Origin of the sequence: Cupriavidus gilardii (genome assembly GCF_013314895.1) — a bacterium.
In the GTDB taxonomy this organism is placed as follows: Bacteria; Pseudomonadota; Gammaproteobacteria; order Burkholderiales; family Burkholderiaceae; genus Cupriavidus; species Cupriavidus gilardii_C.
The window spans coordinates 136,042-162,698 of the sequence record NZ_JABTYE010000007.1; the positions used below are offsets into that span (position 1 = coordinate 136,042).

The window sequence follows — 26,657 nt, forward strand, 5'->3', positions numbered from 1 at the left end:
CGCCATGTCCGTCGCTACTTCTCCCGCCACTCCCGCTTCCGCCGCCACCGCGCAGGCCCCGCTGCGCGTCGCGCTGGTCGGCAATCCCAACTGCGGCAAGACCGCGCTGTTCAACCGGCTGACCGGCAGCCGCCAGAAGGTGGCCAACTACGCCGGCGTCACGGTCGAGCGCAAGGAAGGCTATTTCGTCGCGCCGTCCGGCCGGCAGGTCCGCATCCTCGATCTGCCCGGGGCGTACAGCCTGCACGCGACCAGCCTGGACGAAGCCATCACGCGCGACGTCTGCATGGGCAACCGCCCGGGCGAGACGGTGCCCGACCTGCTGGTGTCGGTGGTCGACGCGACCAATCTGCGGCTGCATCTGCGTTTCGTGCTGGAACTGCGCCGCCTCGGCCTGCCGATGGTGGTGGTGCTCAATATGAGCGACGCGGCCGAACGTCGCGGCATCCGCATCGATCGCGACAAGCTCGCCGCGGCGCTGGGCGTGCCGGTGGTACAGACGGTCGCCGTGCGGCGCGGCGGCGCCGCGGCGCTGCTGTCGGTGCTCGATGGCGCGCTGCCGTCGGCCCCGCCCGCTCCGCCGGCCCAGGCCGACGACTTCGACACGCATGCCGAGGTCAAGCGCCTGCTGGACGCCGCGGTGGCGATGCCGACCGCGTCGGCAAGCCTGGAAGACCGCATCGACCGCGTGGTGCTCCATCCGGTGTTCGGCCTGGCGATCCTGGCGGTGCTGCTGTTCCTGATGTTCCAGGCGGTGTTCTCGTGGGCCGAGCCGGTCATGGAAGGCATCGAGGGGGGCGTGGCGTATGCCGGCGAACTGGTCGGGGGCCTGCTGCCCGACGGACTGCTGCGCAGCCTGATCGTCGACGGCCTGATCGCCGGCCTGGGCAGCGTGGTGGTGTTCCTGCCGCAGATCCTGATCCTGTTCCTGTTCATCCTGACGCTGGAGGAATCGGGCTACCTGCCGCGCGCGGCCTTCCTGCTCGATCGCCTAATGATGGGCGCCGGGCTGTCGGGCCGATCGTTCATCCCGCTGCTGTCGAGCTTCGCCTGCGCGATTCCCGGCATCATGGCGACCCGCACGATCCAGGATCCACGCGACCGCCTGACCACGATTCTGGTCGCGCCGCTGATGACCTGCTCGGCGCGGCTGCCGGTCTATGCGCTGCTGATCGGCGCCTTCATTCCGGCGGACACGGTGATGGGCGTGTTCAACCTGCAGGGGCTGGTGCTGTTCGCGCTTTATGTGGCCGGCATCGTCAGTGCGCTGGTGGTCGCCTATGCGCTGAAGTTCTTCCGCCGCGACCGCACCGAGCATCCGCTGCTGATGGAGCTGCCGGCCTACCGCATTCCGAATCCGCGCGACGTGCTGATCGGCCTGTGGGAACGCGCCCGCATCTTCCTGTCGCGCGTCGGCAAGGTGATCCTGACACTGACCGTGCTGCTGTGGTTCCTGGCTACCTTCCCGGCGCCGCCGGAAGGCGCGACGCTGCCGCCGATCGACTACAGCTTTGCCGGCATGATCGGCCACGCGCTGGAGAAGGTGTTTGCGCCGGTCGGCTTCAACTGGCAGATCTGTATCGCGCTGGTGCCGGGCCTGGCGGCGCGCGAGGTCGCGGTCGGCGCGCTGGCAACCGTCTACGCGCTGTCGGGCAGCGAAGACACGGTGGCCGCGCAACTGGCGCCGATGATCGCCGCGCAGTGGTCGCTGGCCACCGCGCTCGCGCTGCTGGCGTGGTTCGTGTTCGCGCCGCAGTGCATCTCGACGCTGGCGGTGATCCGCCGCGAGACCAACTCGTGGAAGGTGATGGCGGCCTCCACGCTCTATCTCGCGGGCCTGGGGTATCTGGCGGCATTCGTCACCTATCGCGTGGCGCTGCTGTTCAGCTGAGGCGGCCGGAAGCCATCATGCCGCTCTATCACGTCGTCGAATCCGTGCTGGTGCCGCTGATCGTGCTGGTATGCGCGCTGTCGGTGGCGGCGCGCTATATGCCGCGCACGCGCGAGCGCGCCAAGGCCGCGCTGGCCGCCAGCCTTGGCGGCGCGCAGGCACGCGGATGGCGCGCGCGGCTGGTGGCCCGGCTGGCGCCGCAGGCGGTGGCGTCGGGGTGCGCGACTGGTTGCGACAGCGGCGGCTGCAACAGCTGCGACAGCAATACGTCGAACGCCACGCCGCTGCCCGAGGAAAAACCGATTCGCATCGTGCGCAAGCCGCAAGGCAAAAGTTAGGCCGCGATACTCGACCAGGCGCGCCGTAGCACGCAGCAGCAGAATGGGCCAGCTTTTGCTGGCCCTTTGCTTTAGGTCAAACGGGTCCGCAGGTACCAGGGGCACACTCGGCATGGGGTCTTTCCCAGTCCTGTCGATAACAACATGAGCCCGATGCAATCTCCTCGTCTCCGTTCGACCGCCGCCCTCTCCGGCCTGATCGCCGCGATGATGGCTTTCTCCCCTCTGCACGCCACCGCCGCCGATGCCGCCGATGCCGCCGGCGCCGCAGCCGGCACGCCAGCCGGTACCCACCCGGAAGGCAACTGGATGGTCCGCCTGCGCGGCACCTATCTCGACTTTGCGCAGAAGTCCGATCCCGTCGGCGGTGTTGGTGACGCGGACCGGATCGGCGTCAACAACAAGTGGATCCCGGAGCTCGATGTCACCTATTTCTTCACGCCGCATATCGCCGCGGAACTGGTGCTGACCATCCCGCAGAAGCACGACGTCTACCTCGACGGCAACCGGATCGGATCGTTCAAGCATCTGCCGCCGACGCTGCTGGTGCAGTACCACTTGCTGCCGCATGCCACCTTCCGGCCCTATATCGGCGCGGGGCTGAACTTCACGCGGATCTGGGGCGCCGATATCGCCGGCAATACGCTGTCGCTGGACCGCTGGAGCATCGCCCCCGCGCTGCAGATCGGCATGGACTACCGGCTGACGCGCAGCTGGTATCTCAATGCGGACATCAAGAAGGTGTGGCTCTCCAGCGATGTGAAGGCGGCCGGCGCCAAGGTGTCGGAAGTCAAGCTGGATCCCTGGCTGTTCAGCGTCGGCGTGGGATATCGGTTCTGAGGACCGGTGCTTTTTGGCACGCAGAAACGGGTACGCTCGTCCCTCGCTGCCTCTGTTGCGGACCGATGAAACGCCCCCAGGCTGGTCGCCATGGGGGCTGCTTCGCACGGCGCGGAACGGCACGGCGTGGCGCGCCAGCTGCGCACGGCTCAGATCGCGGTGCCCGCAATCGTCACCGACAACCGTTGCCCGGTCTTCCTGACGCTGCAGCTCGCGGTCAGCGAGAAGTCGCCCGGGGTTAATGGCGTCACGCCGACCTGGCCCGGATGCGTTGCCGGGGTGACGGCGACATTGCCGGCCTGCTGCCAATCCCAGGCCTCGCACTCCAGGAACGTCAGCGCGTTGCCGCGATGCCTGACGGTCGCGGTGACCGGGATCGGCAGCGGCGGCATCGTGGCGATGCGCAGCGGTTGCGGGCCGTCGTAGACCAGCGCCCAGGTCGGCTGCTCGGTCACCGTCAGGCCGGCACTCGGCGTGGCGTCCAGCGCCTTGCTGGAGGCCGTGATCTTCAACAGGCTCTGCAGCGGATCGGCGCCATTGGGGCGGCTCGTGTTCAGCGTGAAGCCGCGCCCGCTCGCAGTGGACTGCGCATTGGCTTGGACCGACAGCGACGGCGAAGTACTGGCGTACGACCATTGGCCGTCGAACTGCGCGGTCGCATCAAGGCCGTCGCTGCGCATCACGCGGGCCGACAGCGTGGCCGGATAGCCGTTCAGGATAGAGATCGCGTCGATCGGCGCGCCGTTGCGCAGCAGCTCCAGCGTGTAGGCGTAGCTGCCGTTCTTCAGCACGACGACGGCGATCCGCGCGGCCAGCGCGACGCCATTGGGCGCCGTGACGCCGACCGTGACCGTGCCCTCGAGCGTGCTGGTGGTCGACGGATTGACGCCGTGCAGCGTCGCGCGCTCGCGATCCGCACTGAGCTGTATGCCGGCGGCCGAGCTGGCCCAGGCCCAGTCATGCACCGCGCCCGACACATCGATCCCGTCGCCATCGAGCAGCGTGGCGCGGATCTGCCGGGTTTCGCCGTTGGCCAGCGTCAGCAGCGGATGCGACACCGCAAGGCTGTAGTTGTTGCTGGCCGCGACGGTGATCGTGGCCGTCTGTACCGGCAGCGCGATCGCCCTGCCGTCGGCACCGTGGATGGTCGCGGCGACCTGCACGTTGACGGTACCCGCCGCGATGCCGGTCACGACAGCGGCGCCGGCAACGTCGGCGCTCTGCGTCACCGTTGCGACCGCGGGATCGGACGAGGTCCACGCGTAGCTGCCTTGGGCGGTGACATCCTTGCCGTTGCTGTCGACCACGACGGCGGCCAGTGTCAGCGTGCGGCCCACGCCGACCTGTCCCGCCGATTGTCCGAGTGTCACGGTATAGCTGACCGTCGTTGGGGAACCGTTAGACCCGGGACCTGAAGCGCTGCCGGAACCGGAGCCCGATCCCGCGCTGGGACCCGCCCCCGCACCATCGCCGCCGCCCCCTCCGCCACATGCGGCCAATACCATCACTGTGAGCGTCGCCGCAATCCAGGCGAGCGCCTTCGACCCCGTTGCCGTTCTCATGATGTCTCCCCGTTGGCTGGGACAATGTCCCCCTTCAGGCTAGGCGCGACGCGCGCGTCGCTGTACCGGCCAAGCGGTGGACCATCGCCGCGGTTTGCGTGTGGCAGCACGCGTTCAGGTACGAGGCGCAGAGCGCGATCTCGTCCATGTGGGCGAGACCGCGGTGTGGTGCCGCACCGCCGCAGCGCGGGTGCGTGCTTGACGAGTCGACGCTCGATGCACTACGCTTGGTGGCTTCTACACCGTCGATTCCGTCGATTCCGTCGAATCTCGTCGAATCTCGACACCCTCATACCAGCCAGCACGATGTCCGTTGCGCCGACCGTCCACCGCCAAGCCGCCGATGCCCTGCGCATCGCCGCGTCGGCGCGCGCGCGTCGTGCGATCGCCATCGATGGCCTCGGCTCGGTCCTGGCGCTCGCCTGCGCTCTCTCCTCGCTACAACTAGACCTACCGATCGGTTGCCGGGCCTAGCGCCCCGTGGCAGTTCGGCAGCCTGTCGCCACCTTTCCGTTCGCATTGGCACGCCGCAATCGGCCTCGATTGCGGAGCTGATCGGCATTCGATCGTTCGCTTGCCATGCGTTCCGCTTTTTCTTTCGCTATCGCGATTTCCTCGCGAGGAGGACCCGTTCATGCTGCGCAACCCCGCCGTCAAATACCGTCCCGCCGCTACCGTCGATCTGCCCGACCGCACCTGGCCCAACCAGCGCATCACGCGCGCGCCGATCTGGATGAGCACCGATCTGCGCGACGGCAACCAGGCGCTGATCGAGCCGATGAGCCCGGCCAGCAAGCTGCGCTTCTTCGAACAACTGGTGAAGATTGGCCTCAAGCAGATCGAGGTCGCGTTTCCCTCGGCGTCGCAGACCGATTTCGACTTCGTGCGGATGCTGATCGAGCAGAACCGCATTCCCGACGACGTGACCATCGTCGTGCTGACGCAGGCGCGTGACGATCTGATCCGCCGCACCATCGAATCGCTGCGCGGCGCGCCGCGTGCGGTCGTGCACCTGTACAACCCGATCGCTCCGGCGTTTCGCCGCATCGTGTTCGGGGCAAGTCGCGACGAGGTCAAGCAGATCGCGCTGGCGGGCACACGGCTGATCCGCGAACTGACCGATGCCATTCCCGACACCGCCTGGACCTACGAGTATTCGCCGGAGACCTTCAGCATGACCGAGCTCGACTTCGCGCTCGAGGTCAGCGATGCGGTCGCAGACATCTGGAAACCGAGTGCCGCGCGGCCGATGATTCTGAATCTGCCCAGCACGGTCGAATGCAGCACGCCCAATGTGTTTGCCGATCAGATCGAATGGATGCATCGCCATCTCGCGCGCCGCGCGGATATCGTGCTGTCGGTGCATCCGCATAACGATCGCGGCACCGCGGTCGCGGCAGCCGAACTGGCGGTGATGGCGGGCGCCGATCGCGTCGAAGGCTGCCTGTTCGGCAACGGCGAGCGCACCGGCAACGTCGACCTGGTCACGCTGGCGTTGAACCTGTACACGCAGGGCGTCGATCCGCAGCTCGACTTCTCCGATATCGACGAGGTGCGCCAGTGCGTCGAGCATTGCAACCAGCTGCCGGTGCACCCGCGCCATCCCTATGCCGGCGATCTGGTGTTCACGGCGTTCTCGGGCTCGCATCAGGATGCGATCCGCAAGGGCTTTGCGCAGCAGAAGCCGGACGCGATCTGGGAGGTGCCGTATCTGCCGATCGATCCCGCGGACCTGGGCCGCAGCTACGACGCGGTGATCCGCGTCAACAGCCAGTCCGGCAAGGGCGGCATGGCCTATCTGCTCGAACAGGTGCACGGGCTGTATCTGCCGCGCCGGTTGCAGATCGAATTCAGCCGCGCCGTGCAGCGGATGACGGATGAGACCGGCGCCGAGGCGAGCGCGGACGATCTGTACGCGCTGTTCCGCCGCGAATACCTGGATGTCGATGCGCCGCTGCGCTATGTGTCGCACCGGATGATGTCGGGCGCGGACGATCAGGTCGAGATCGAGGCCACGCTGGTGCAGGATGGCGCCACGCGCGTGGTGCGCGGCAAGGGCAACGGTCCGATCGACGCCTTCGTGCGCGCGCTCGGCATGCCGGTGCGCGTGATGGACTACCACGAGCACGCACAGTCATCGGGCGCCGATGCGCGCGCGGCGTGCTATGTCGAGGTACGGGTCGGGGAATCAGCGACCGGCTTCGGCGCGGGCATCGATGCGAATCTCGTGACGGCGTCGCTGAAGGCGGTGGTGTCGGGGGTCAATCGGCATTTGCGCGCCGAGGCAGGGCAACGCGGTTCGGAGCAGCAGGCCGCTTGAGATACGCGGCTGGTCCCGCAACACCCGTGGTCTGCTCCCGTCTTCCGCCTGCGGGAGACGGGCTAGGGAGAGGGCAAGGCTTTAGCGCTGGCGATACCGCTTGAGGTTTGCTGGCGCCCATTGCCCTCTCCCCTACCCCTCTCCCGCAAGCGGGAGAGGGAACATCAGTGGGATACAGGCGTTATCGCGGCTTACCGGAACGCCGGCTCGTCGAAGCTGCGTAGCTTGCGCGAATGCAGCGCCTCGACGCCGCTCTCGCGCAGGATGCGGATGGCTTCGAGGCCGATTGTCATATGCTGGCTGACGCGCTGGCGATAGAAGGCGTTGGCCATGCCGCGCAGCTTCAATTCGCCATGCAGCGGCTTGTCGGACACGCATAGCAGCGTGCCGTAGGGCACGCGCAGGCGGAAGCCGTTGGCGGCCACCGTCGCGCTTTCCATATCGATCGCGATCGCGCGCGACTGGTTGAAGCGCGCGTACAGCGTCTTCGATTTCAACTCCCAATTGCGATCGTCGGTGGAGACCACGGTGCCGGTTCGCATCCGCGTCTTCATCTCGTTGCCCGACAGCCCGGTCACGCGCGCCACCGCCTCCTGCAGCGCGACCTGGATCTCGGCGATCGGCGGGACCGGCACCCATGGCGGCAGGTCCTGGTCCAGCACGTGGTCGTCGCGCACATAGGCGTGCGCCAGCACGTAGTCGCCAAGCTGCTGCGAGCGGCGCAGGCCGCCGCAGTGGCCCACCATCAGCCAGCAGTGCGGGCGCAGCACCGCCAGATGGTCGGTCATTGTCTTGGCGTTGGACGGGCCGACGCCGATATTGACCAGCGTGACCCCGAGCCGGTCCTCGCGCACCAGGTGGTAGGCCGGCATCTGCGGCAGCGCGCGTGGATACAGCGCGAGATCGGGCTCCGCCTCGCCGTGGTTCTGCACGATATCGCCAGGCTCGACGAAGCGGACGTACTCGTCGCCATCGCCGTCTCTCATCAGCGAGCGGCCCAGCGCAACGAACTCGTCGACATAGCGCTGGTAGTTGGTAAACAGCACGAAACGCTGGAAGTGCTGCGGCGCCGTGCCGGTGTAGTGGTACAGACGTTGCAGCGCCAGATCGACGCGCTCGGCGGGAAACAGCGACAGCGGCCAGGCCTCGCCCGGCACCGGCTCATAGGTGCCGTTGGCAATCGCATCGTCGATGCGGCTGAGCTCGGGCAGCACGAACGATGCCTCGAGTTCGCGCGCCTGGGTATAGCTGATGTCGGTGGTCGAGGCCTCGATCACGAAGGGCAGCGGTATCGGCCGCCGACTGGTGCCGACCACTACCGGCACGCGGTGATAGCGCATCAGCCGTTCGATCTGGTCGCGGTAGTAGTCCGCAAAAAGATCGGGCCGTGTCACGGTGGTGCCATAAACCCCGGGGTATGCCACAGTGCCCCACGAGGGCCGGCTGTCGGTCACCATCGTTTCGATATTGACCGAGATGCCCAGATAGGGATAACAGGCGTGGGCGGCGGACGGCAGCGGCTCGCCGCGGGCAAAGGCATCGAAGCGCGCGCGCACCGCGCCAACCGCGTTGTCGTAGATTTCGCCGATGCGCGCCAGCGCGGCTTCGGGGTCCGTGAACTCGGCCAACTGGTCGGCCGGATGGGCGGAAGAGAAGATCGAGGCTTGCATGGCGACGATCATACTCCGGCCCGCACGTGCACGGCACACGACCGTACTGGCTACTCGGGAAACCGTCGCCACGTCGTTCCCGCGAAGGCGGGAATCCAGCGTCTTTTGCAAGTCGCCGGGTCCCCGCTTGCGCGGGGACGACAACATTCGTTCACTCCGGCTGGATATTGGCGGCGCGGATGATGCGCCCCCACTTGGCCGATTCCTGCTGCTGGAAGGTCGCCAGTTCGGCCGGCGTGCTGGTGAAGACCTCGGTGCCGGTGCTGCGATAGAAGTTGCTCGCGGTCTGGCTGCGCGCTGCCTTGACCAGCAGGTCGTTCAGCTTGGCCACCACCGGCTGCGGCGTGCCCGCGGGCGTGTACGCCGCGAACCAGTAGCTCATCTCGTAGCCCTTGACGCCGGCCTCGTCGATGGTCGGCACATCGGGCGCCAGCGGCGAACGGGTCTTGCCCGACACGCCCAGCGCACGCAGCTTGCCGCTCTTGACCTGAGGCAGGCCGGTGGCGGTATCGGTGATCATCATCTGGATCTGGTTGCCAAGCAGGTCCGTGACCGCCAGCGGATTGCTCTTGTACGGCACGTGCAGCAGCTGGACCTGCGCCATCTGCTGGAACAGCTCCCCAGCGATGCGCGACGACGAGCTGCCGCTGCCGAAGCTCAGCTTGCCGGGCTGCTGCCTGGCCAGCGCGATGAACTCGCCCACCGTCTTCACCGGCAACTGCGGGTTGACCACCATGATCTGTCCGCCCTTGCCCAGCGCGGTGATCGGCGTGAAGTCCTTGACCGGATCGTAGGGCAGCTTCTTGAACAGATGCTCGTTGGCCGCGTGCGTGGTGTTGGTCGTGATCAGCACCGTATAGCCGTCGGGCGCGGCCTTGGCGACGTCGGAGGCCGCGATGAAGCCGTTGGCGCCGGGCTTGTTGTCGACCACCACGGTGACCTTGGCATCGGTGGTCATTGCCTGTCCGATCGCGCGGGCCAGCTGATCGGTGGCGCTGCCGGCGGCGAAGGGCACGACGAAACGGACCGGCTTGTCGGGGAATTCCGCACGCGCCGGTGTGGAAGGCAGCGCGAGCGCGGTGAAGGCCGTCAGTGCGGCCAGCGCCGGGAGCAGCGTCCTCAGGCGCGGCATCGGCTGCGTTCGCATGGCGGCAGGCAGAAAGCGGGATGGCATGGTTGGGTCTCCTCTGGGTGTTTTATCAGGTCGGGATGGGCCGATGCGTAGGCACCGCGTCAGCCGCCCGCACGCAGGCGCGGCGGCAACGGAATCTCCAGCTGCAACAGCAGGAACGACAGCGCCTTGCCATGCGCGTCGAGATTGAGCGCATCGTTGACGCCACCATCGAGCACGCCGTCGAGCACGAAGTTCATTGCATGCAGGCTCGGCACGACGTAGCGCGTCACCGTGGCGGGACGGCGATGGCGGAACAACTCCCGCACCGCGTCCTCGGTGACGTACTGCAGCAGATGCGGGAAATCGCGCTCGTCGTAGGCGATCACGCTGATGTTCGAGCGGTCGCCCTTGTCGCCGGTGCGGGCGTGGGCCAGACGATAAAGCGCAATGGTGTCGGGCATCGTCATGTTCAGCCTTCGATCATGGTGTGGCGCGGCGACACCGCATCGCGCGGCACCAGGCACGACATCGCGTTCAGCCGCGGCCGCAGCGCCGTGCGTACGCCGCCGCCGCCGGCGGGGCCGCAACAGTACAGCGCATTGACCTCGCGCAGCAGCGCCTCGGCCACGGCCTTGTCCTCGTGCGCCAGCGCGGCACGCAGCCGCACGTCCTGGCTCCGCGCCTCGTGCGGTTGCGGCGCGGCGAGCCATGCTCCACCATCGTCGGCCAGCACGCTGAGCACGCCGATCAGGTCAAGCCGCACGGGGACCTCGTGGCCCAGCATCGCCATCCGCTTGCGCACGATGTCGCCAGCGAGCCTGGCGCGCGCCGCGGCGTTCGGTCCGGCGTAGGAGATCTCGCCTTCCGCGATCCAGCCGCCCTCGTGAAACAGATTGGCCTTCAGTTGCTCCGGCCGCGCATGGCCTCGGATATTGCGCACCGCGACCCGGTCCGGGCCGAGCTGCTCGACCGTGACCGCGCCGATGTCGGCGATCACATCGGGCGTCAGATAGGCGGCGGGGTCGTGCACTTCGTACAGCAGCTGTTCCTTGACGGTACGCAGATCGACGCAGCCGCCGGTGCCGGCCGCTTTGCCGATTTCGATGCCGCCATTGTTGTCGAGGCGCACGATCGGATAGCCCAGCGCATGCACGTCGGGAACGTCCTTGATGCCGGGGTCCGCAAAGTAGCCGCCGGTCACCTGCGCTCCGCATTCGAGCAGATGGCCCGCCATGGTCGCGCATGCGATGCGGTCCCAGTCCTGCCAGGACCAGCCGAAATGCGCCATCGCCGGACCGACCGCGAGCGCCGGGTCGGCGACGCGGCCGCATACCACCACCTGGGCGCCGGCGGCCAGCGCATCGGCAATGCCCTGCGCGCCGATATAGGCGTTGGCACAGACGAAGCGGCGCTCGGGAAACGCCTCGCCCAGGATGCCGGACAGCAATGCGCGCCCGGCGTCGCCGGAGAGATCGTCGCCCTCGACCACGGCAACGCGGGGCCTGGGCAGTCCCAGTTCTGCCGCCAGCGCCTGAACACGCCGCCCGGCACCGTGGGGATTGGCCGCGCCGAAATTGCCGATGATCGGAATGCCGTGTGCCAGGCACTGGCCCAGCACCGGGGTCAGCAGCGCATCAAGCAGCGGCTCGTAGCCGCGCTCTGCGTCGGCGCGTCGGGCCAGATGGGCCAGCGCCAGCGTACGCTCGGCCAGCGTTTCGAAGATCAGCGCGGAGGGCCCGCCGTCGGCGATCAGCGTGCGCACCACGGGCAGCGCGGCGTCGATGCGATCGCCGGAAAAGCCGGCACCGGAGCCGATCGAGAGCGGAGAAACCATGGCAGGTGCGATATCAGCAGGACGTCAGTCGGAACAAGGGACGGCGCAACTACGCAGCCGATCTCGGCATTCTAGGCACGACGGCCAATTCGGAAAAACGGATTATTTCGATTAATCTAGCGATGTACTGGATAAATTCGCCATCCATCCCTCCCCATGAACCTCTCCGTCAAGCATCTGCGTGCCTTCGTCGCACTGGCCCAGCAGCGCAATTTCACGCGTGCGGCGCAGGCCTGCCATCTGTCGCAGTCGGCATTCAGCGCGCTGATCCGCACGCTGGAAGAGCAGGCGGGCGCCCGGCTGTTCGAGCGCACCACGCGGTTTGTCGAACTCAGCGCGGAGGGTCGCCGCTTCGAGGAGGTGGCCGAGCGGCTGCTGGCCGATTTCGAGGACGCCTTCGCCGACCTGCGCGACCATGCCGAGCGCCGCAAGGGACGGGTCGCGATCGCCGCGCTGCCGTCGATCGCTGCCGGCGATCTGCCGCCGGTACTGGCCGCCTTCCGCGAGCGCTACCCGGGCATCGCGCTCGCACTGCACGACGTGCTGGCCGACGGTTGCATCGATCTGGTCAGGCGCGGCCGCGTCGATTTCGCGCTGGCGCCGGCGCCCGGTCAGGATGCGGATCTGAAGATCGAGCCGCTGGTGGCGGACTCCTTTCACGTGGTCTGCCCGGCCGATCATCCGCTGGCCACGCGCCGCAGCATCGCGCCGTCCGCGCTCGCCGGCCTGCCCTTCATCCATCTGTCGCGGACCAGCAGCGTGCGCCAGCATCTGGATGCCGCGCTGCATCCGACGCGGCTCAATGGCGTGATGGAGGTGGAGCATCTGGCCACGGTGGCCGGGCTCGTGGCGGCTGGACTGGGCGTCACGGTGGTGCCGTCGCTGGCGCTGTTCCAGTTCCAGTTGCCAAACCTGGCGATCCGCCCGCTGCGGCTCGAATCGCTGGTACGCGATATCTGCCTGGTCCGGCTGCGCGACCGCGGCGACTCAGCCGCGGCCAGCGCGATGCTCGATTACGTCTATGCCCACTTCCGCAAGCGGCGCGGCACGCAGGATACCGAGCGGCGGTCGCGTCAGAAGTGAGCGAGATAGCCGCCGTCGACGGCCAGCACGTGGCCGGTGACATAGGACGCCGCCGGCGATGCCAGAAACACCGCGGCGCCTGCGATTTCGTCCGGCTGCCCCCAGCGGCCCAGCGAAGTGCGGCGCTGCAGCCAGTCCTTGACGCCCGCATCGCCGACCATTGGCTGGTTCGGCTCGGTGGCGAAGAACCCCGGCGCAATCGCGTTGACGGTGACCCCATCGCGCCCCAGATCCGCCGATAGCGAACGCGTCAGCGCATCGAGCGCACCCTTGGTGGCGGGGTACAGCACGTCGTCGCCGCGGGCGACCTGCCCCGCGATCGAACTGACATTGATGATGCGGCCATAGCCACCGCGGCGCATGCGCGTCGCCGCATGCCGGCACAGGTTGTACGGCGCGACCAGATTGGTCTCCATCATCGCGCGCAGGTCGCCGGTATCGAGTTCGGCCATGGTCTGCCGATTGCGCGCGCCGGCGTTGTTCACCAGGATGTCGAGCCGGCCGTATTGCGTGTCGATGCTATCGAACGCCTTGGCTACCGCGGCCTCGTCGGTAATGTCGAGCACCAGAGGATGCGCGCGCTCACCAAGCGCGGCCACGGCCTGCTCGACACGCTGCGAATTGCGCGCGGCCACCAGCACGGTGGCGCCGGCGTCGATCAAACCTCTGGCAATGGCGATGCCAAGACCCTGCGCGCCGCCGGTGACGAGCGCCACGCGGCCGGTCAGGGAGAAGGGATGGGAGGAGGGATGCGCGGACATGCGAGGAAATATACCGCACGGGCAGACCTGAGCACCACGCCGTGAGACGACCCGCCACGACAGCACAAGACACGGCCACGTTGCGCACACTGACAACAAATGAAAAAACCCGCACATGGCGGGTTCTTTCGGCACTATCGTCTGTCCTCGGGGGGAGGCTTGCGCCCGCAAGTCCCGCGGCTAGTGGCCGAAATATATAGCGTTCGAAGAATGGCGTCAATTCAGGACAGAATCACGATCGAAGCGGTCAAGGCGGCGTTGTCGCCGGCCCGGATAGGGAGCTACGAGATGGCGGCAGGTGTGGTCACTGACGATGACCCTGCAGCCCTGGTCTGGGCGCCTCACCTCAAGCGGGTACTCCCAGGCTTGCCAACGGAAGGCACCACCGCGCAACGACGACATGCGATCTACGGCGACCTCGAGCAAGTCCGAAAGCTGCGGAATCGGATCGCGCACCATGAACCGATCTTCGGCCGTTCGCTGGGCGACGACTATCGAAGGATTCGGAATCTCGTGGCCTATCGATGTGCCATCACGGCCAAATGGCTCCATCGGAATCAGACTGCCACCAAACTGATTCAATGCAAGCCATATTGCGCGCCCGTGGCGCTTCAAAGCGAAGACCGTACGCTACGGTAACGGATAGAAAAATACGGCAGTGCGAGACGGTAGGGCGATGGGTCGCGATGCGTACCGAAGCCACGCGTGTTCACTTCATCCGCTGCCTGCTTCTTCCAGCATCCAGCTGCGAAACGCCACCACGCGTGGATCGTCGCTGGCGCTCTCCGGATAGACGAGGTGATACGCATAGTCCTGCGCCACGCTGACGTCGATGTCGAACAGCCTGACCAGACGGCCAGCCGCAAGGTCGTTGGCGATCATCGGCAGTTCGACCAGGCCGACCGCGCCGCTGTCCAGCACGGCCTGCACGACGTGCGTGGAATCGGCGAAGGCCATGCAGCGACTGCCGTCGAAGTTCTCGATGCCGGCGGCCGCCATCCACATCGGCCAATCCGGCCAGACAATGCCTTCGGTCCGGCAATCGACATGGCAAAGCGTGTGGTGCAGCAGATCGCGCGGCTCGCGCAGCGGCGGACCGGACTGGAGCAGGCGAGGACTGCAGACCGGCACCACCACCGTGCCGAACAGACGGTCGGCGCGAGCGCCGTCGTACTGGCCGGCGCCGAAGCGGATGGCGACGTCGATATCGTCGGCTTCGAAATCGCGGACCTGCTCGCTGATGTCGAAGGTCAGTTCCAGGCCGGGATTGGCAGCGCGAAATTGTGGGAGTCGAGGCAGCAGCCAGTTGGTCGCGAATCTCGCCTCGAGCGATACACGCAGATGGGCAGCGCCGCGCGCCATGCGTCGGGCGCGCGCGGTGGCGCGGCGCAGCGTGTCCAGCGCCTCGGCGGCGGCCTCGTAAAGGACCGCGCCGGCGGGCGTCAACCGGATGCTGCGGCTGGTGCGCGTGAACAGCGCCAGGCCGAGCTGGTCTTCGATTTCCTTGATCTGGTAGCTGACCGCCGCAGGCGTGAGGCCGACCTCGTCGGCCGCGCGCGTGAAATTCAAATGCCGCGCGGCCGCTTCAAAGGTCCGGAGGGCGCGCGTGCCCGGCAGCATGCGATTCATCGATCTTCAAGCGAGATGGAATGGTCGCACGGAAACTACCGGTTTCCTGGCGGGGGGTCAATCCACAGGGAGCCGCGCCGAGCCGGCGCGAGAAGAGGGAACGTGGTGCACGGGCAACGACGCTCGTGCACCACGTATCGTCAGGCTGTCGAAGCGATGCAGCGCGCCGGAATCAGGGAAACGATCAGGGAAACGCCGGCACCGCCGGGTCCATCCCCGCGAAGCGGGCTTCCGGATGCGAGCTGCGCAGCAGGGCTTCAATTTCCTCGCAACGGCCGCGCGGCACATCGACGATCAGCAGGATCTTCCCGTCGGCGATATCGGCCTCGAAGGGCTTGAGCCGGCTGTTGGGCGCCGAACTGCCGATCATGCTGGAGGCCCAGGCACCGAACACCGCGCCGAGCACGGCCAGCACGCCAACCAGGCCCCATTGCGGGGTATCGCCGACGATCGGGAACATCGCCACCACCACGCCGGCGACCACGCCCACCGCACCGCCGATCATCAAACCCATTTCGGCGGCGTGAACGATATCGGAGGTCTGGAACAGATTGGCTTCATGCAGGCCGGTCATGTCCATGCCGTCGCGGGCGACGAAGTGGATGTGCCGGTGTTCGACGCGATTGACAAGCAGATCGTCCATGGTGCGCTTCGCGCTGACCACGTCGGGCAATAACCAATAGATGCGTTTGCGCATGACGGATTCCTCCGAGCGAGGTCCCGTCCGTGGGCTGCCGAGGCTGGCAGGTGGCGGCAGATTCCGCCAGCGGGGCGGGTTTTACTTTTGTACGCCACCAGGCTGGGAATCGCAAGCGCGGCCGAGGAATGCGGTGTACCTGGCCGGCGCCGGGTCACGTAGCCGTCACGCCGGCAGCACGCCGACGTGACGGAGATGACGCCAGGACAAGGCCCGGCCGAAGCCGGAAACCAGGCCGAAGCCGCAGAACAGGCGCTCAGAACGTGATCGGCAGCCGCACGTTGACCTGCAGATCCGGCGTATCGCGCGTCAGCCCTGCACCGACCGAGATATTGAGCGTATAGCGGTCGCTGAAGCGGTACGAATAGCCCACCAGCAACGAGCCCTGCGTGATCCGCACCGAGCCGGGCACGGTCTGCCCGTTCTGCTTGGTCGGCCAGATGATGCTTTGGTCGTAGCCGATGCTGAAGGACGCGCGCTCGTTCAGCGCCAAGCCCATGCCGAAGTTGAAGCCGAAGATATCGCCCGGCTCGATCTTGCCCAGCGGCTCCTTCTGGCCGTTCAGCACGGTCCGGCTGACGTTGTCGCGGCCGAAGTTGTGCAGATAGCTGAAGCTGCCGAAGAACACCGCCGGATCGGTCGGCAGCAGCCACGTGATGCCCGGCTGGATCGCATGGAACCCGGTGCCGGTCGGCATGCCCAGCGGCAGCCCGGTGCCGGTGGTATTGCCGATGCAGCGCTGCACGCAGTCGGTCACCACCTCGAACGGGCTCTTGCCGGTGTTGGACTTGTAGCGCAGCCAGCCGACGAAGAACGGCATGCGGTCATTGCCGTAATTCAGCTGATAGCGCAGCGTCGCCTCGACATCGCCCAGCCCGCTGCCGCTCGAATTGAAGACGTTGTCCACCGCGGTGCCGGTGAAGACTTCGCGGCTGATGGTCGAGCCGGAGCTGTGCACCCAGGGGACTTTCGCTTCGATCTCCAGCCGCTTGGTAATGCCGTAGCGGAACGCGACCGAGGCGACATAAGTCGAGGTCTTGACCTCGCGCACATCGATCAGGCCGATCAGGATCGCCGGAATCACCGTGTAGCCGACCAGCGCGACGCGGTTGTTGGACGAGTATCCGTACTGGAACGCCGGCTCGACCACCAGCCGGCCGGGTGGCGTCAGCACGCCGGGCTGATCGAAGATCGGCGCGATTTCCGGCGGGCGGGTCTCGCGCTCCGGCGGCCGCCCGACCGGTTCCTGAACCTGCGCCACCGTGGTGCCGCCATTTGCGCGAGCGGGGGCCGGTGCCGGTGCTTGCGCCTGATTCACCGGCACGTTGCTCGTATTCGGCAGGCCGGTATTGCCGCTGGCCGCAGCCGGCGCCGTGGCAGCGCCGGTCGCGATATCGCCGCCGGTGACGCCCGGCCCGCGTTGTCCGCCGCGCTTGTTGGACAGCGCATCGGCGCCGACGATGCTGCGCAGCTCGCGGATCGTGGCCTCTTGCTGGGCCATCGAGCGCTTCATCGCATCGAGCACCGCCGCCTGTTCGGCGACCTCGCGTTTCAACGCCTCGAGCTTGGCGGCCGTGGGTCCGTCATCGGGCAGATTCTGCGCATGCGCCAATCCCCCCAGCAAAAGCAAGGTCGAACATCCCGCCTGCCGGATGCCCTGCATCGACCTTTTCCTCATGGCTCTCCTCCCCCCGGATGGCGGACTGATTCAGGAGTCCGCGACCTGCTTTGCGTTGTTGCTCTGCACCCCTGTGTGACCGGATGCGACCGTCTGCATCCATTGCTTCCGCGTGCTTCCGTGTGGTTCCGTGTGGTTCCGTGTGGTCCCGTATGCGTCTGGCTCTACCGCATGCTCGCCGCCCGTTGCAGGGCGCTGTTCAATGCCGCGCCGGCGACCCCCGCGCGGAACGCCTGCAAGGTGTTCACGCCCGCATCGATGGTCAACAGGCTCTGGATCGACTGGTTGTTGAGCGAGTTCTGGATCACGGTCGCCGGCGCACCGGCCAGCGTCCCCGCGTTGAAGCTGTTGCCCGGCCCGTTCTGGATCAGGTTCAGCAGGCCGTTGGTGCTGACCGAACCGGTGGCGGTGGCGATCACCGCCGGCGCCGGCATCGCGGGCGCCCCGGATGGCGATGGCGGCGATGGCGCCGCCACCGTGGCGCTGCCCGGCGTCGACGTGGCCGTGCCCGGCTGTCCTGCGCTGGCCGACGAACCGGCGCTGCCGCTGCCGGGCGTCGACGTGCCCTGCCCGGCCTGACCACCGAGCGCGTTGGCCGCGACCGAGCCCGCATTGGCCGCGGTCTGCAGCGCCGCGGCAAGCCGCCCGGCCTGCTCCGAGGTAATGCGACTGACGTCGGGAATCACCAGGCTCGTCTGTACCACCAGATTGCCGTTGATATAAACGGCGCGCTCGATGCCGAACGACACCTGCAGGCCGGCGGTCTCGAAGCCGCCGCGCAGTTCTTCCAATCGGGCCGAGGCGACCGGTTTCCAGCCGGCCATGCCGCTGCGCGCGGCCGCGATCGCTTCGTGATGGGGATCCGCGGCCGGGTGCGACGCCAGGCCGGCGTCCAGCCCGTCTTCGCGCGGGGCCTGCGCGCTCCACGCCTGGCCGGCGCAAGCCAGCCCCGCGCCGAGCAGCACCGCTGCCGCGGCCGAACTTGCAGCGCCACGGGCGGCGCTGCGGCGCGCCGGCCGCGTAGTCATGGCTTGTCGATACATGGTGACGGGTCCTTAGAAGTCTCCAGCGCCATGCTTTGGCATGACGGTAAAGAACAGGCTGTCCCGATTGACCCCCATCCAGTACGGCCCACTGGGTGCGACGCGCCAGTCCGAAGCCTGGTTGAAGCGCGCGAGATCGGTGCGGTTGTGGATCACGAACAGAAGACTACTGTCCCAGATCCGTTCGAAGTGTTCGCGAGACAACGCTCGCGTACCGAGCGCGGGATCGCCGACCAACACCCGGTTGCCGCGTACGCCCTTGACCACGACGAAATGGTGGTAGCCGTTCTCGACCACCAGCACGATCGCCGGAACCTGGGTTTCCTCGAGCTTGGACAGCGGCAGTTCGAAGCCGTCGGCGATGAAGCCGCGCGACTCGAGGAAGCGCTTCATGTCCAGCAGCGAGAAACCTTCGCGCTGGATCTTGGCGCGATCGCCGGTCAGGTACATCTGCTGGAACACTTCGGCTTCCGTGACCGGATGGCCGTACTGATAGGTAAGCAGGGTCGCCACTGCGGCCGAGCCGCAGCTGAAGTCGTACTGCTGCCGGATGGTGGTCTTGAAGCGTGCTTCCTTCAGGCTCACCGTCCGGACCTTGTACTCGCTGCCCGCCGGTGGAATCACGACCGTGTCGGCGGCATGCGCCGGCACCGTCGCCGACGCGCAGGCGAGCGCCGCCAGCGCGGCCAGGCGTGGGAGCTTCATGGTCCGAATCGCACGTTCAGAATCGTCGCGTTCTGGATCAGCGTATTGGCGCCGGTGTTCTGTATCACCGTGGGCAGGCCGCTTGCATTGGCAAACGCCCCCTCCGAAATGGCGTTGCTCCCCGTGATGACGCGATTGGCGGTGTTGTCCGCCACCACGCCGGCCAGGCGCATGTCGTTGACCACCACTTCGGCGCCGCCGCGGATATCGGCCAGCGTGTCGGTGCCGACCGCCTTGCCGAAACCGGCCAGCACGGTGCCGGCCCGCGCTTGCGGTGGCGTGTGGGCCGAAGCCTCGACCGTGGCCTGCGGTATCGCGGCGACGGTGGTGTCCTTGTTGTCGGCCTCCGGCGTGGCGACGCCGGTCGGCATCGCGGCCGTCGGGCTTGCCGCTTCAGGCGCGGCGGACGGCTCTGCCGCGGCGTGCAGGCCGGGCCAGAGCAGGATTGCTGTCGTCAAAGCGCCGACAGCGGTGCGGACCGCTCGCATGATGGTGCCTCCTCATGTCCCGTCTCCGCGTGGCGGACGACCGGACGTTCCGTCGAACGGGCGTCCCGACGCGAGGCCGGGACGCCCACTCCTGCAGAGCAACACCGAGCAAGGCGCGATGCCGGCGCGCCATCCTCGCGCCGGCATGCGCGCCCGCGCAGCGTCTTACCTGCCTACAGCCAGGTTGGCCTGGACCGTGACGGCTTGTTGCACCAGCGAGCCGAGGCCGCTGTTCTGATTGGCGATCATGATGCCGGCCGCCGACTGCCCGACGCTGCTCATCGCGTTGGACATGTTGAACGTGCCCGCATCGGCCAGCGCCACGCCACCAGCACCGCCGGCGCCGCCGGTTGCGCCGTTGCCGACGCCACCGGTACCGCCCGCTCCCGCGCCACCGGCACCGCCGGCACCGCTGGCCGCGCCAGCCGCGCCGACTGCGCCAGCGCCGGCCGCCGCATTGCCATTGCTGGCCGTGGTGGTGGCGCCGCCGTTGGTGGCATTGCCGCCGGTACCGCCGTTACCCGCGACGCTGGTCTGCGCGCCGCCCGCACCGCCGGTGCCCGTGCCGGCACCACCCGAGGCGGTCGCCGCGCCGCCCGTGCCCGCGCCGCCCGCACCGCCGGTGCCGGTACCCGTGCCGCCAGTGGCCGCCACCGCGCCGGTGGTGCCTGCGCCGCCGGCACCGCCCGAGGCGCCGGACGTGCCGCCCGCCGTGGTTACCGCGCCGCCAGTACCGGCGCCGCCCGCACCAGCGGTGGTCGCCGTGGTGTCAGCGCCAGGACCGCGTGCGCCGCCGCCGCTCGAGCTGCTGCTGCCGCCCAGGCCGGCGCTCGCGCCGAGCGAGCCGCCCGATGCCGCACCAGCTCCGCCGCCATCGCCGCCGCCGGCCAGGCTGCCGCCGGTGCCATTGCCGCCGGCACCGGTGCCATTGGCGCCGCGCGCTCCCACGCCAACGCTGGCCGCCAATGCACCGCCACCGGTGCCGACACCGTTGGCACCACGGCCGGCAGTGCCGTTGGCGTTACCGCCGTAGCCGCCACGGCCCGCGGTCGCGCTGCCGTTATTGGCATCGCCCGCGGTCGCATCGCCGATCGTTGCCAGGCCGCCGGCACCGCCGTTACCGCCGGCGCCGCCATTGCCGCTGTTGCCGCCATTGCCGCCGGTACCGCCCATGGCATTGCCGCCGGTGCCCGCGCCACCGCGACCGCCGGCGCCGCCGCTGGCATTACCCAGCTGACGGGCGACGTTGCCGATATGGCTGACCGTCAGGCCGCTGACCGTGCCGTTCAGGCGCGTCGTGGCGACCGCGCGGCTCGTGTTGAAGGCATTGGAGAAGTTGGCGGTCGAGGTGGAGCCGTTGTTTGCCGCAGTCGTGCCCAGGCCCTCGGCCCATGCGCGTCCGCGGTTCTCCGAATTGGTTTTGGTCGTGGTGGTGGTGTCGTTGTCGGTGACATTGACATTCACCGCCACGGCATCGTCGGTTGCGGTCTGTGCCAAGGCGTGCCCTGTCACCCCGAAAGCCAGGGCGACGGCGGACGCGAGTAAGGTCTTTTTCATACATAGCTCCCAGGAGGATGTTCTCTGCGACTCAGCCCGGGCACAGCCTTCGTCAGACGGAAAACGAAGCGGTAGCCGGGTCATGGTCCGGCATTGGCCAAACCGAAGCGCCCTGCGCATATTCAGTGCCAGCGCGCCATGAAGGCGCCTCTTCCCCTTGTAAAACAAGGCCAAAATAGCCCTGTTGCGGTGCAAAATCCCGCTTTCGGTGCGACACTGGGTGTGCGAATACTGTGAACCGGAACAGACATGTCACATTGGTGTGACAGCGCACGGAAAGCATCGCGGCGCCGTGATCCCGGCCAGCAGAAAAAAATATGTTTATCGCCGGATAGTTAAGTAGTGACGCCGATAAAACGGGAGTGGCAGTCCAGGCGTTACAGAATTGAAACGCGCAATTCGGCAGGGTGCGAGCGGTGTTTTTTTAAGCACGTCCTGCATTGGGGGGATGTTTCGGATGGACCGCATCGCCGATCATAGGCGGCCATCGCTGCGGGGCGCTTGATGCGCCGCCTCCGAGCACGAAAACCCAGGCAAGAAAACGTCCGCCGAAATGGATCGGAATCGCGTCGACATTGCGCCGACGTTGCTCCGACAAGGCCCGGCCCACGCTTGCCAAACCAATGTGCGAATTCACACGGCCGGACGCAGTGCATTGTTACTATGTTCCATGTCTGATTTAAAGTACATTAAACTTATTGCCGACCTGTCGTCGACTCGCAAGGGAAACCATGAGTGAAGCCGTCGTTCCCCTGTATCACCAGATTTACGTGGTGCTGCGCCAACAGATTGTGGAAGGCCGTTTTGGCCAGGGGCCTCTGCCGGGCGAGATCGACCTGGCCAAGCAATTTCATGCATCGCGCGTGACCATGCGGCGGGTGTTCGATCGCCTGGTTCAGGAAGGACTGGTGCGCCGCCATCGCGGTCTGGGCACCTTCGTCAATCCGCATCCGATCGCGCCGGCAGCGAACGCGCCGCAGACCGTCAGCCTGCTGGACAACCTGCTCGACATGGGCCAGAAGACTTCGGTCAACGTGATCTCGATCGACGAGGTACAGGCCGCCCCCGACGTCGCCGAATCGCTGTGCCTGCAGCCCGGCGACCCGGTCACCAAGGTGGTGCGGGTGCGCCATTACCACGGCGAGCCGCTGTCCCATATCACCGTCTATGTGCCTGCCGATCTGGGCCGCCATCTGACCCGCAAGGATCTGGAGACCACGCCGATCCTGCGGCTGCTCGAGAACCGCGGCGGCCTGAAGCTCGGTCGCGCCACGCAGGTGCTGTCGGCCCGGCTGGCCGACGTGGTGGTGGCCCCGCTGCTCGACGTGCCGGTCGGCGCGGCGCTGCTGGCCACGCGGCGGGTGGTGCAGGACAAGTCCGGCCGGCCGATTCAGTTGCTGCTGGGACAGTACCGTCCCGACCGCTACGAATACCGGATGGAACTCTCGCCGGCGGGCGGCGACAGCGCCAACGTCTGGGTCGACAACGGGACCCGGACCAGCTTGCGCGACTGACGCAGGCGCGCCATGCTGCGCGCTTTGACGATCAGACAAGGAGACTCGCGTCATGCCGCTGCACCGAGTTAGCCGTTCCCTGCCGCCATCGGCTCACACCGCTGGCCACGTCAAGGCCCGCCGCGCCGCGCTTGGGCTCGGCGCGGCCACGCTGCTGTCGTCGCTGGTGTCATCCCTGACGCCAATGCTGTCGCTGCTGGTCCCGTCCAACGCGTTGGGCGCCACCGGCGCAACCGGGGGAAATGGCACGCAAACCGGCACGGCCACCCAGCTTGGCCAGATCGCCGGCGGCAAGACCATCCGCATCCTGGTCGGCGCGCCGGCCGGCGGCACCACCGATACGCTGGCCCGCACCATCGCCAATGAGATGGGCAAGCTGCTGGACCAGTCGGTCGTGGTCGAGAACCGCCCGGGCGCCGGCGGCAATATCGCCGCCGAGCTGGTGGCGCAGAGCGCGCCGGACGGCAGCACGCTGCTGATGAGTTTCACCAGCCATACGATCAACGCGACGCTGTACAAGCAGTTGCCCTTCGATCCGGTGGCCGATTTCACCCCGATCACGCTGGTGGCCAGCGTGCCGAGCGTTCTGGTGGCCCATCCGTCGCTGCCGGCGAACAATGTCGCCGAGTTGATCCAGCTGGCCAAGTCCCGGCCCGGCAAGCTGAACTTCGGCATCGGCGCGGTCGGTTCGTCGGTGCATCTGGCCGGCGACATGTTCAAGATGATGACCGGCACCTACATCGTCAATATTCCGTACAAGGGCACGGCGCCGGCCGTCACGGATCTGCTGTCGGGCCGCGTCGAGCTGATGTTTGCCAGCACCCTGAACGTGTTGCCGCATATCAAGACCGGCAAGCTCAAGGCGCTCGGCGTCACCAGCCCTGCGCCGCTACCACAGCTGCCCGGTGTGCCGCCGATCGCGCAGACCGTCAAGGGCTTCGAGTCCAATGCCTGGTTCGGGCTGTTCGGTCCAGCGGGACTGCCGCCCGAGGTCACGCGCACGCTGTATCAGGCGGCGCGCCGCGGCCTCGAAACGCCATCGGTGGCCAGGCGCCTCGAAAGCGATGGCGCCCAACCGGTGGCCAGTACGCCCGAGGCCTTCAGCGCCTTCGTCAAGCAGGACATCAAGCGCTGGGCCACCGTGGTCCGGTATTCGGGAGCCAAGGTGGAATGAACCCTGCCCGCGCCGCGACCGCGCCGGCGCAAACCCTCGCGCAGAAGCTGGTTGCCCGCGCCGCGGGCCTGGGCAACGTGACGCCCGGCACCGTGGTGACCTGCAAGGTCGATCTGGCGATGTCGCACGATTCCAGCGGACCGCGCCGCGTCGCACCGCTGCTGCGGGAACTGGGCGCCAAGGTATGGGACCCCGAGCGCTTCGTCGTCGTGACCGATCACTTCGTGCCGGCCGCAGATGCCGAGGCCGAGGCGATCGTCCGCTTCACGCGCGACTGGGTACGCGAGCAGCGCCTGCCGCATCTGATCGACAACGAAGGCATTTGCCACGTGGTACTGCCCGAGCGCGGCTACGTGCTGCCGGGCCAGTTCATCGTCGGCGGCGACAGCCACAGCCCTACCGGCGGAGCGTTCGGCGCCTATATGTTCGGCATCGGCGCCACCGAGATGGCGGGCGTGCTGGCCACCGGCGAGATCTGGCTGCGCGTACCGCAGACCCTCCGCATCGAATGGGATGGCGCGCTTGCCGATGGCGTCTGCGCCAAGGACATCATGCTGTTCCTGTGCGCCCGGCTCGGGCTGGGCGGTGGCCGCTACGAGGCGATCGAATATGCCGGCACGGCGGTAAGCGCGCTGTCGATGCACGAGCGGATGACGCTGACCAATATGAGCGCGGAGCTGGGCGCGCAGACCGGCCTGGTGGCGCCCGATGCCGCCACGCTGCACTGGCTGGAACAGGCCGGCGTGCCCGCCGCCACGCTGGCGCAGATCGATCTTCAGCACTGGCGCAGCGATGCCGACGCGCCGGTGCTGGAGGTGCATCGCTTCGACGCCGCCGCACTCGAGCCGCAGGTGGCCGCGCCCCACTCGCCGGCAAACGGCGTGCCGGTGACCGAGACCGAGGGCGAAGCGATCGATATCGCCTATCTCGGCGCCTGTACCGGCGCCAAGCTCGAAGACCTGCGCATGGCCGCGCGGATGCTGCGTGGGCGCAAGGTCGCGCCGGGCGTCGCGCTGCAGGTCGCACCGGCCTCGCTGCGCGACCAGCAGCAGGCCGAGCGCGAAGGCACGCTGGCGGCGCTGCTGGATGCCGGCGCGCAATTGCTGCCCAATGCGTGCAATGCCTGCGCCGGCTACGGGCCTACGCGGTTCGCCGCAGGTACGCGGGCGATTGCCTCGACCGCGCGCAATTTCGCGGGGCGCATGGGCGATGCCGGCAGCGCCGTCTGGCTGGCCTCGCCGATGACCGTGGCGGCATCGGCGGTGACCGGCCGCATCACCGACCCGCGCACGCTGTTGTGATGACCGGAATCCGCATGGATACGCTTGGCAATACCGCATCCGAACAGCCGGCCGCTGGCCGCATCTGGCGCTTCGGCGACAACGTCGATACCGATGCGATGGCCCCCGCCACGCAGATGAAAGGCGGCATCGAACAGATCGCGCGCCACTGCCTGGCCGGTCTGCGTCCGGAGTTCCCTTCGACCGTACGGCCGGGCGACCTCGTCGTCGGCGGAAGGCATTTCGGCGTCGGCTCGTCGCGCGAGCAGGCCCCGCAGGCGTTGCGCCATCTCGGTGTGGCGGCGGTGATCGCGCCATCGTTCGCCGGTCTGTTCTATCGCAACGCCTTGAATCTCGGTCTGCCGGCGCTGGTCTGCGCGGACACCAGCCGACTGATCGATGGCGAGCGGGCAACGCTGGAACTGGACGACGCCGCCATCGTGCTCGCCGATGGCACCCACGTACCGTGCGAGCCGATCCCGGCGTTTCTGCTCGACATGCTGCGCGCCGGCGGGCTGATTCCGCATCTGAAGGGGCGGCTGGCGCAGCAACAGGCCTGCCCCCCCCACTGAACCGCGCTCAGCCGCACTCAACCGCCCGAGGCGTTGCGGGCCTCCCGCAGCAGCGCCATCACCTCCTCGTCGGTGGTCTGCTCGAAATCGGCGTAGTACGCGCCCACCGCGCCGAAGCCCTCCGGCACCCACAGCGAAACGCATTCGTCGGCCGCATCCCGCAGCGACGCGAGCCCTTCGACCGAAGCGACCGGCACCGCCGCAATGACCCGAGCCGCCCCGGCATGGCGCGCACTTTCCAGCGCCGCGCGCATCGTCGCACCCGTCGCCACGCCATCGTCGACCATGATCACGACCCGCTCACGCATCGCCGCCACCGGCGCGCCGCCGCGATAGCGCTGCTGGCGCCGGGCGATCTCTCCCAATTGCCGGCCGCGCTCCAGTTCGAAGGCGCCGCTGTCGACCGCGCGGCGCGTCCATGCATCGTCGTTGGCCACGGTATGCGGCGGCGAGCCGGTGGCATCGCCCTCCACCACCGCCCCAAGCGCCAGTTCGGGATAGCCGGGCGCGCCAATCTTGCGCACCAGCAGGACGTCGAGCATGGCGCCCAACGCGCGGGCAACCTCGAACGCGACGGGCACGCCGCCGCGCGGCAGCGCCAGCACCAGCGGCGGCTCGGCGCCCTCGCGCCTTGCATAGCCGAGTTCACTGAGGCGACGCGCCAGATGGACGCCGGCTTCCCGGCGATCGGCGAAAAACGGCGGCAGCGGCATCGCGGCCCTCCTGTCCTGTTTGGTGCTCCCCGGGGCGCTGTCATGCCGCGACAAGGCTTCGCGACGTGCACGCCCGGCGATTAACCCCGTGACGCGGTCACCCTTTTATGTCCGGCTCGACACATACCGTTACAATGCGAAGGTTAACAAGAACGATTCGCATTTATCGTTCGCGACCTGAGCCTCCGACCCGC

Annotated in this window: 23 protein-coding genes; 9 read left to right on the forward strand and 14 right to left on the reverse strand. The window is 67.7% G+C overall.

What is annotated here, in order from left to right:
• Positions 1-4 precede the first annotated feature (4 nt).
• From feoB to HTY53_RS09355, 3 genes are all read left to right on the forward strand, one after another.
• Positions 5-1,891 carry a ferrous iron transporter B gene (gene feoB, locus HTY53_RS09345; protein ID WP_174106212.1) on the forward strand — a complete coding sequence of 629 codons (1,887 nt, stop codon included), beginning with the start codon at positions 5-7 and terminating at the stop codon, positions 1,889-1,891.
• A gap of 17 nt (positions 1,892-1,908) precedes the next feature.
• The gene (locus HTY53_RS09350; RefSeq protein ID WP_174106213.1) at positions 1,909-2,229 is read left to right on the forward strand and encodes a DUF6587 family protein; all 321 of its coding nucleotides are present in this window, start codon (positions 1,909-1,911) and stop codon (positions 2,227-2,229) included.
• A 210-nt stretch (positions 2,230-2,439) separates the two neighbouring features.
• A complete protein-coding gene (locus HTY53_RS09355) occupies positions 2,440-3,069 on the forward strand; it encodes an OmpW/AlkL family protein (protein ID WP_438820941.1) in 630 nt (209 codons plus the stop codon).
• A 149-nt stretch (positions 3,070-3,218) separates the two neighbouring features.
• On the opposite strand, the gene HTY53_RS09360 is transcribed toward HTY53_RS09355, so the two are convergent.
• Positions 3,219-4,439 (reverse strand): Ig-like domain-containing protein, encoded by a 1,221-nt coding sequence (locus tag HTY53_RS09360; RefSeq protein WP_368040955.1) that lies wholly within the window; start codon positions 4,437-4,439, stop codon positions 3,219-3,221.
• Between the two features lie 826 nt (positions 4,440-5,265).
• Between HTY53_RS09360 and leuA the strand changes: the two genes are divergently transcribed.
• A complete protein-coding gene (gene leuA, locus HTY53_RS09365; protein WP_174106214.1) occupies positions 5,266-6,951 on the forward strand; it encodes a 2-isopropylmalate synthase in 1,686 nt (561 codons plus the stop codon).
• 191 nt (positions 6,952-7,142) lie between these two features.
• Here leuA and HTY53_RS09370 read toward each other — a convergent pair whose 3' ends face one another.
• From HTY53_RS09370 to HTY53_RS09385, 4 genes are all read right to left on the reverse strand, one after another.
• Positions 7,143-8,633 carry an AMP nucleosidase gene (locus HTY53_RS09370; protein WP_174106215.1) on the reverse strand — a complete coding sequence of 497 codons (1,491 nt, stop codon included), beginning with the start codon at positions 8,631-8,633 and terminating at the stop codon, positions 7,143-7,145.
• Positions 8,634-8,772: 139 nt separating this feature from the next.
• A complete protein-coding gene (locus HTY53_RS09375; protein WP_174106294.1) occupies positions 8,773-9,753 on the reverse strand; it encodes a Bug family tripartite tricarboxylate transporter substrate binding protein in 981 nt (326 codons plus the stop codon).
• Between the two features lie 101 nt (positions 9,754-9,854).
• Complete coding sequence (locus tag HTY53_RS09380) at positions 9,855-10,196, reverse strand: AtuA-related protein (protein ID WP_174106295.1); 342 nt, start codon at positions 10,194-10,196, stop codon at positions 9,855-9,857.
• Between the two features lie 8 nt (positions 10,197-10,204).
• Positions 10,205-11,569: an acyclic terpene utilization AtuA family protein gene (locus HTY53_RS09385; RefSeq protein ID WP_174106216.1), complete on the reverse strand. Its 1,365-nt coding sequence runs from the start codon at positions 11,567-11,569 to the stop codon at positions 10,205-10,207.
• A gap of 156 nt (positions 11,570-11,725) precedes the next feature.
• Here HTY53_RS09385 and HTY53_RS09390 point away from each other — a divergent pair, with 156 nt between their 5' ends.
• On the forward strand, positions 11,726-12,652 hold the full coding sequence (locus tag HTY53_RS09390; RefSeq protein WP_174106217.1) for a LysR family transcriptional regulator: 927 nt from the start codon (positions 11,726-11,728) through the stop codon (positions 12,650-12,652).
• Here HTY53_RS09390 and HTY53_RS09395 read toward each other — a convergent pair.
• From HTY53_RS09395 to HTY53_RS09430, 8 genes are all read right to left on the reverse strand, one after another.
• Complete coding sequence (locus tag HTY53_RS09395) at positions 12,643-13,413, reverse strand: SDR family oxidoreductase (RefSeq protein ID WP_174106218.1); 771 nt, start codon at positions 13,411-13,413, stop codon at positions 12,643-12,645. The genes HTY53_RS09390 and HTY53_RS09395 overlap by 10 nt on opposite strands.
• Positions 13,414-14,127: 714 nt before the next feature.
• Positions 14,128-15,042: a transcriptional regulator GcvA gene (gcvA, locus tag HTY53_RS09400; RefSeq protein ID WP_174106219.1), complete on the reverse strand. Its 915-nt coding sequence runs from the start codon at positions 15,040-15,042 to the stop codon at positions 14,128-14,130.
• A 184-nt stretch (positions 15,043-15,226) separates the two neighbouring features.
• Positions 15,227-15,739 carry a DUF1269 domain-containing protein gene (locus HTY53_RS09405; protein ID WP_174106220.1) on the reverse strand — a complete coding sequence of 171 codons (513 nt, stop codon included), beginning with the start codon at positions 15,737-15,739 and terminating at the stop codon, positions 15,227-15,229.
• Between the two features lie 256 nt (positions 15,740-15,995).
• Positions 15,996-17,417 (reverse strand): acetate kinase, encoded by a 1,422-nt coding sequence (locus tag HTY53_RS09410; protein ID WP_174106221.1) that lies wholly within the window; start codon positions 17,415-17,417, stop codon positions 15,996-15,998.
• 164 nt (positions 17,418-17,581) lie between these two features.
• Complete coding sequence (locus HTY53_RS09415; RefSeq protein WP_254599880.1) at positions 17,582-18,460, reverse strand: flagellin; 879 nt, start codon at positions 18,458-18,460, stop codon at positions 17,582-17,584.
• 12 nt (positions 18,461-18,472) lie between these two features.
• Positions 18,473-19,165 (reverse strand): C39 family peptidase, encoded by a 693-nt coding sequence (locus HTY53_RS09420; protein WP_174106222.1) that lies wholly within the window; start codon positions 19,163-19,165, stop codon positions 18,473-18,475.
• Positions 19,162-19,653: a hypothetical protein gene (locus HTY53_RS09425; RefSeq protein WP_174106223.1), complete on the reverse strand. Its 492-nt coding sequence runs from the start codon at positions 19,651-19,653 to the stop codon at positions 19,162-19,164. Before HTY53_RS09425 ends, HTY53_RS09420 begins: the two co-directional genes overlap by 4 nt.
• 165 nt (positions 19,654-19,818) lie before the next feature.
• A complete protein-coding gene (locus HTY53_RS09430) occupies positions 19,819-21,210 on the reverse strand; it encodes a hypothetical protein (RefSeq protein ID WP_174106224.1) in 1,392 nt (463 codons plus the stop codon).
• A gap of 731 nt (positions 21,211-21,941) precedes the next feature.
• Here HTY53_RS09430 and HTY53_RS09435 point away from each other — a divergent pair.
• From HTY53_RS09435 to HTY53_RS09450, 4 genes are read left to right on the forward strand one after another with little or no spacing between them, the layout of a single operon-like run.
• On the forward strand, positions 21,942-22,724 hold the full coding sequence (locus HTY53_RS09435) for a GntR family transcriptional regulator (protein ID WP_174106225.1): 783 nt from the start codon (positions 21,942-21,944) through the stop codon (positions 22,722-22,724).
• Between the two features lie 52 nt (positions 22,725-22,776).
• Positions 22,777-23,898, forward strand: coding sequence for a tripartite tricarboxylate transporter substrate binding protein (locus HTY53_RS09440; RefSeq protein ID WP_174106226.1), 1,122 nt, complete (start codon positions 22,777-22,779; stop codon positions 23,896-23,898).
• Entirely contained in the window at positions 23,895-25,199 is a 1,305-nt protein-coding gene (locus HTY53_RS09445) for a 3-isopropylmalate dehydratase large subunit (protein ID WP_174106227.1), read from the forward strand. The genes HTY53_RS09440 and HTY53_RS09445 overlap by 4 nt, the downstream gene beginning before the upstream one ends.
• A gap of 14 nt (positions 25,200-25,213) precedes the next feature.
• Positions 25,214-25,750: a 3-isopropylmalate dehydratase gene (locus tag HTY53_RS09450; protein WP_254599881.1), complete on the forward strand. Its 537-nt coding sequence runs from the start codon at positions 25,214-25,216 to the stop codon at positions 25,748-25,750.
• A 17-nt stretch (positions 25,751-25,767) separates the two neighbouring features.
• Here HTY53_RS09450 and HTY53_RS09455 read toward each other — a convergent pair whose 3' ends face one another.
• On the reverse strand, positions 25,768-26,463 hold the full coding sequence (locus HTY53_RS09455; protein ID WP_174106229.1) for a phosphoribosyltransferase: 696 nt from the start codon (positions 26,461-26,463) through the stop codon (positions 25,768-25,770).
• Positions 26,464-26,657 lie beyond the last annotated feature (194 nt).

Bases quoted from the DNA above. Each gene is read 5' to 3' on its own strand.
- HTY53_RS09410 (WP_174106221.1), bottom strand. From the start codon at position 17,417: ATGAGGAAAAGGTCGATGCAGGGCATCCGGCAGGCGGGATGTTCGACC.
- HTY53_RS09355 (WP_438820941.1), top strand. From the start codon at position 2,440: ATGGCTTTCTCCCCTCTGCACGCCACCGCCGCCGATGCCGCCGATGCC.
- HTY53_RS09380 (WP_174106295.1), bottom strand. From the start codon at position 10,196: ATGCCCGACACCATTGCGCTTTATCGTCTGGCCCACGCCCGCACCGGC.
- HTY53_RS09440 (WP_174106226.1), top strand. From the start codon at position 22,777: ATGCCGCTGCACCGAGTTAGCCGTTCCCTGCCGCCATCGGCTCACACC.
- HTY53_RS09370 (WP_174106215.1), bottom strand. From the start codon at position 8,633: ATGATCGTCGCCATGCAAGCCTCGATCTTCTCTTCCGCCCATCCGGCC.
- HTY53_RS09445 (WP_174106227.1), top strand. From the start codon at position 23,895: ATGAACCCTGCCCGCGCCGCGACCGCGCCGGCGCAAACCCTCGCGCAG.
- HTY53_RS09385 (WP_174106216.1), bottom strand. From the start codon at position 11,569: ATGGTTTCTCCGCTCTCGATCGGCTCCGGTGCCGGCTTTTCCGGCGAT.
- HTY53_RS09455 (WP_174106229.1), bottom strand. From the start codon at position 26,463: ATGCCGCTGCCGCCGTTTTTCGCCGATCGCCGGGAAGCCGGCGTCCAT.
- leuA (WP_174106214.1), top strand. From the start codon at position 5,266: ATGCTGCGCAACCCCGCCGTCAAATACCGTCCCGCCGCTACCGTCGAT.
- HTY53_RS09420 (WP_174106222.1), bottom strand. From the start codon at position 19,165: ATGAAGCTCCCACGCCTGGCCGCGCTGGCGGCGCTCGCCTGCGCGTCG.
- HTY53_RS09415 (WP_254599880.1), bottom strand. From the start codon at position 18,460: ATGTATCGACAAGCCATGACTACGCGGCCGGCGCGCCGCAGCGCCGCC.
- HTY53_RS09350 (WP_174106213.1), top strand. From the start codon at position 1,909: ATGCCGCTCTATCACGTCGTCGAATCCGTGCTGGTGCCGCTGATCGTG.
- HTY53_RS09425 (WP_174106223.1), bottom strand. From the start codon at position 19,653: ATGCGAGCGGTCCGCACCGCTGTCGGCGCTTTGACGACAGCAATCCTG.
- HTY53_RS09430 (WP_174106224.1), bottom strand. From the start codon at position 21,210: ATGAAAAAGACCTTACTCGCGTCCGCCGTCGCCCTGGCTTTCGGGGTG.
- HTY53_RS09450 (WP_254599881.1), top strand. From the start codon at position 25,214: ATGGATACGCTTGGCAATACCGCATCCGAACAGCCGGCCGCTGGCCGC.
- HTY53_RS09390 (WP_174106217.1), top strand. From the start codon at position 11,726: ATGAACCTCTCCGTCAAGCATCTGCGTGCCTTCGTCGCACTGGCCCAG.
- HTY53_RS09405 (WP_174106220.1), bottom strand. From the start codon at position 15,739: ATGCGCAAACGCATCTATTGGTTATTGCCCGACGTGGTCAGCGCGAAG.
- HTY53_RS09375 (WP_174106294.1), bottom strand. From the start codon at position 9,753: ATGCCGCGCCTGAGGACGCTGCTCCCGGCGCTGGCCGCACTGACGGCC.
- feoB (WP_174106212.1), top strand. From the start codon at position 5: ATGTCCGTCGCTACTTCTCCCGCCACTCCCGCTTCCGCCGCCACCGCG.
- HTY53_RS09435 (WP_174106225.1), top strand. From the start codon at position 21,942: ATGAGTGAAGCCGTCGTTCCCCTGTATCACCAGATTTACGTGGTGCTG.
- HTY53_RS09395 (WP_174106218.1), bottom strand. From the start codon at position 13,413: ATGTCCGCGCATCCCTCCTCCCATCCCTTCTCCCTGACCGGCCGCGTG.
- gcvA (WP_174106219.1), bottom strand. From the start codon at position 15,042: ATGAATCGCATGCTGCCGGGCACGCGCGCCCTCCGGACCTTTGAAGCG.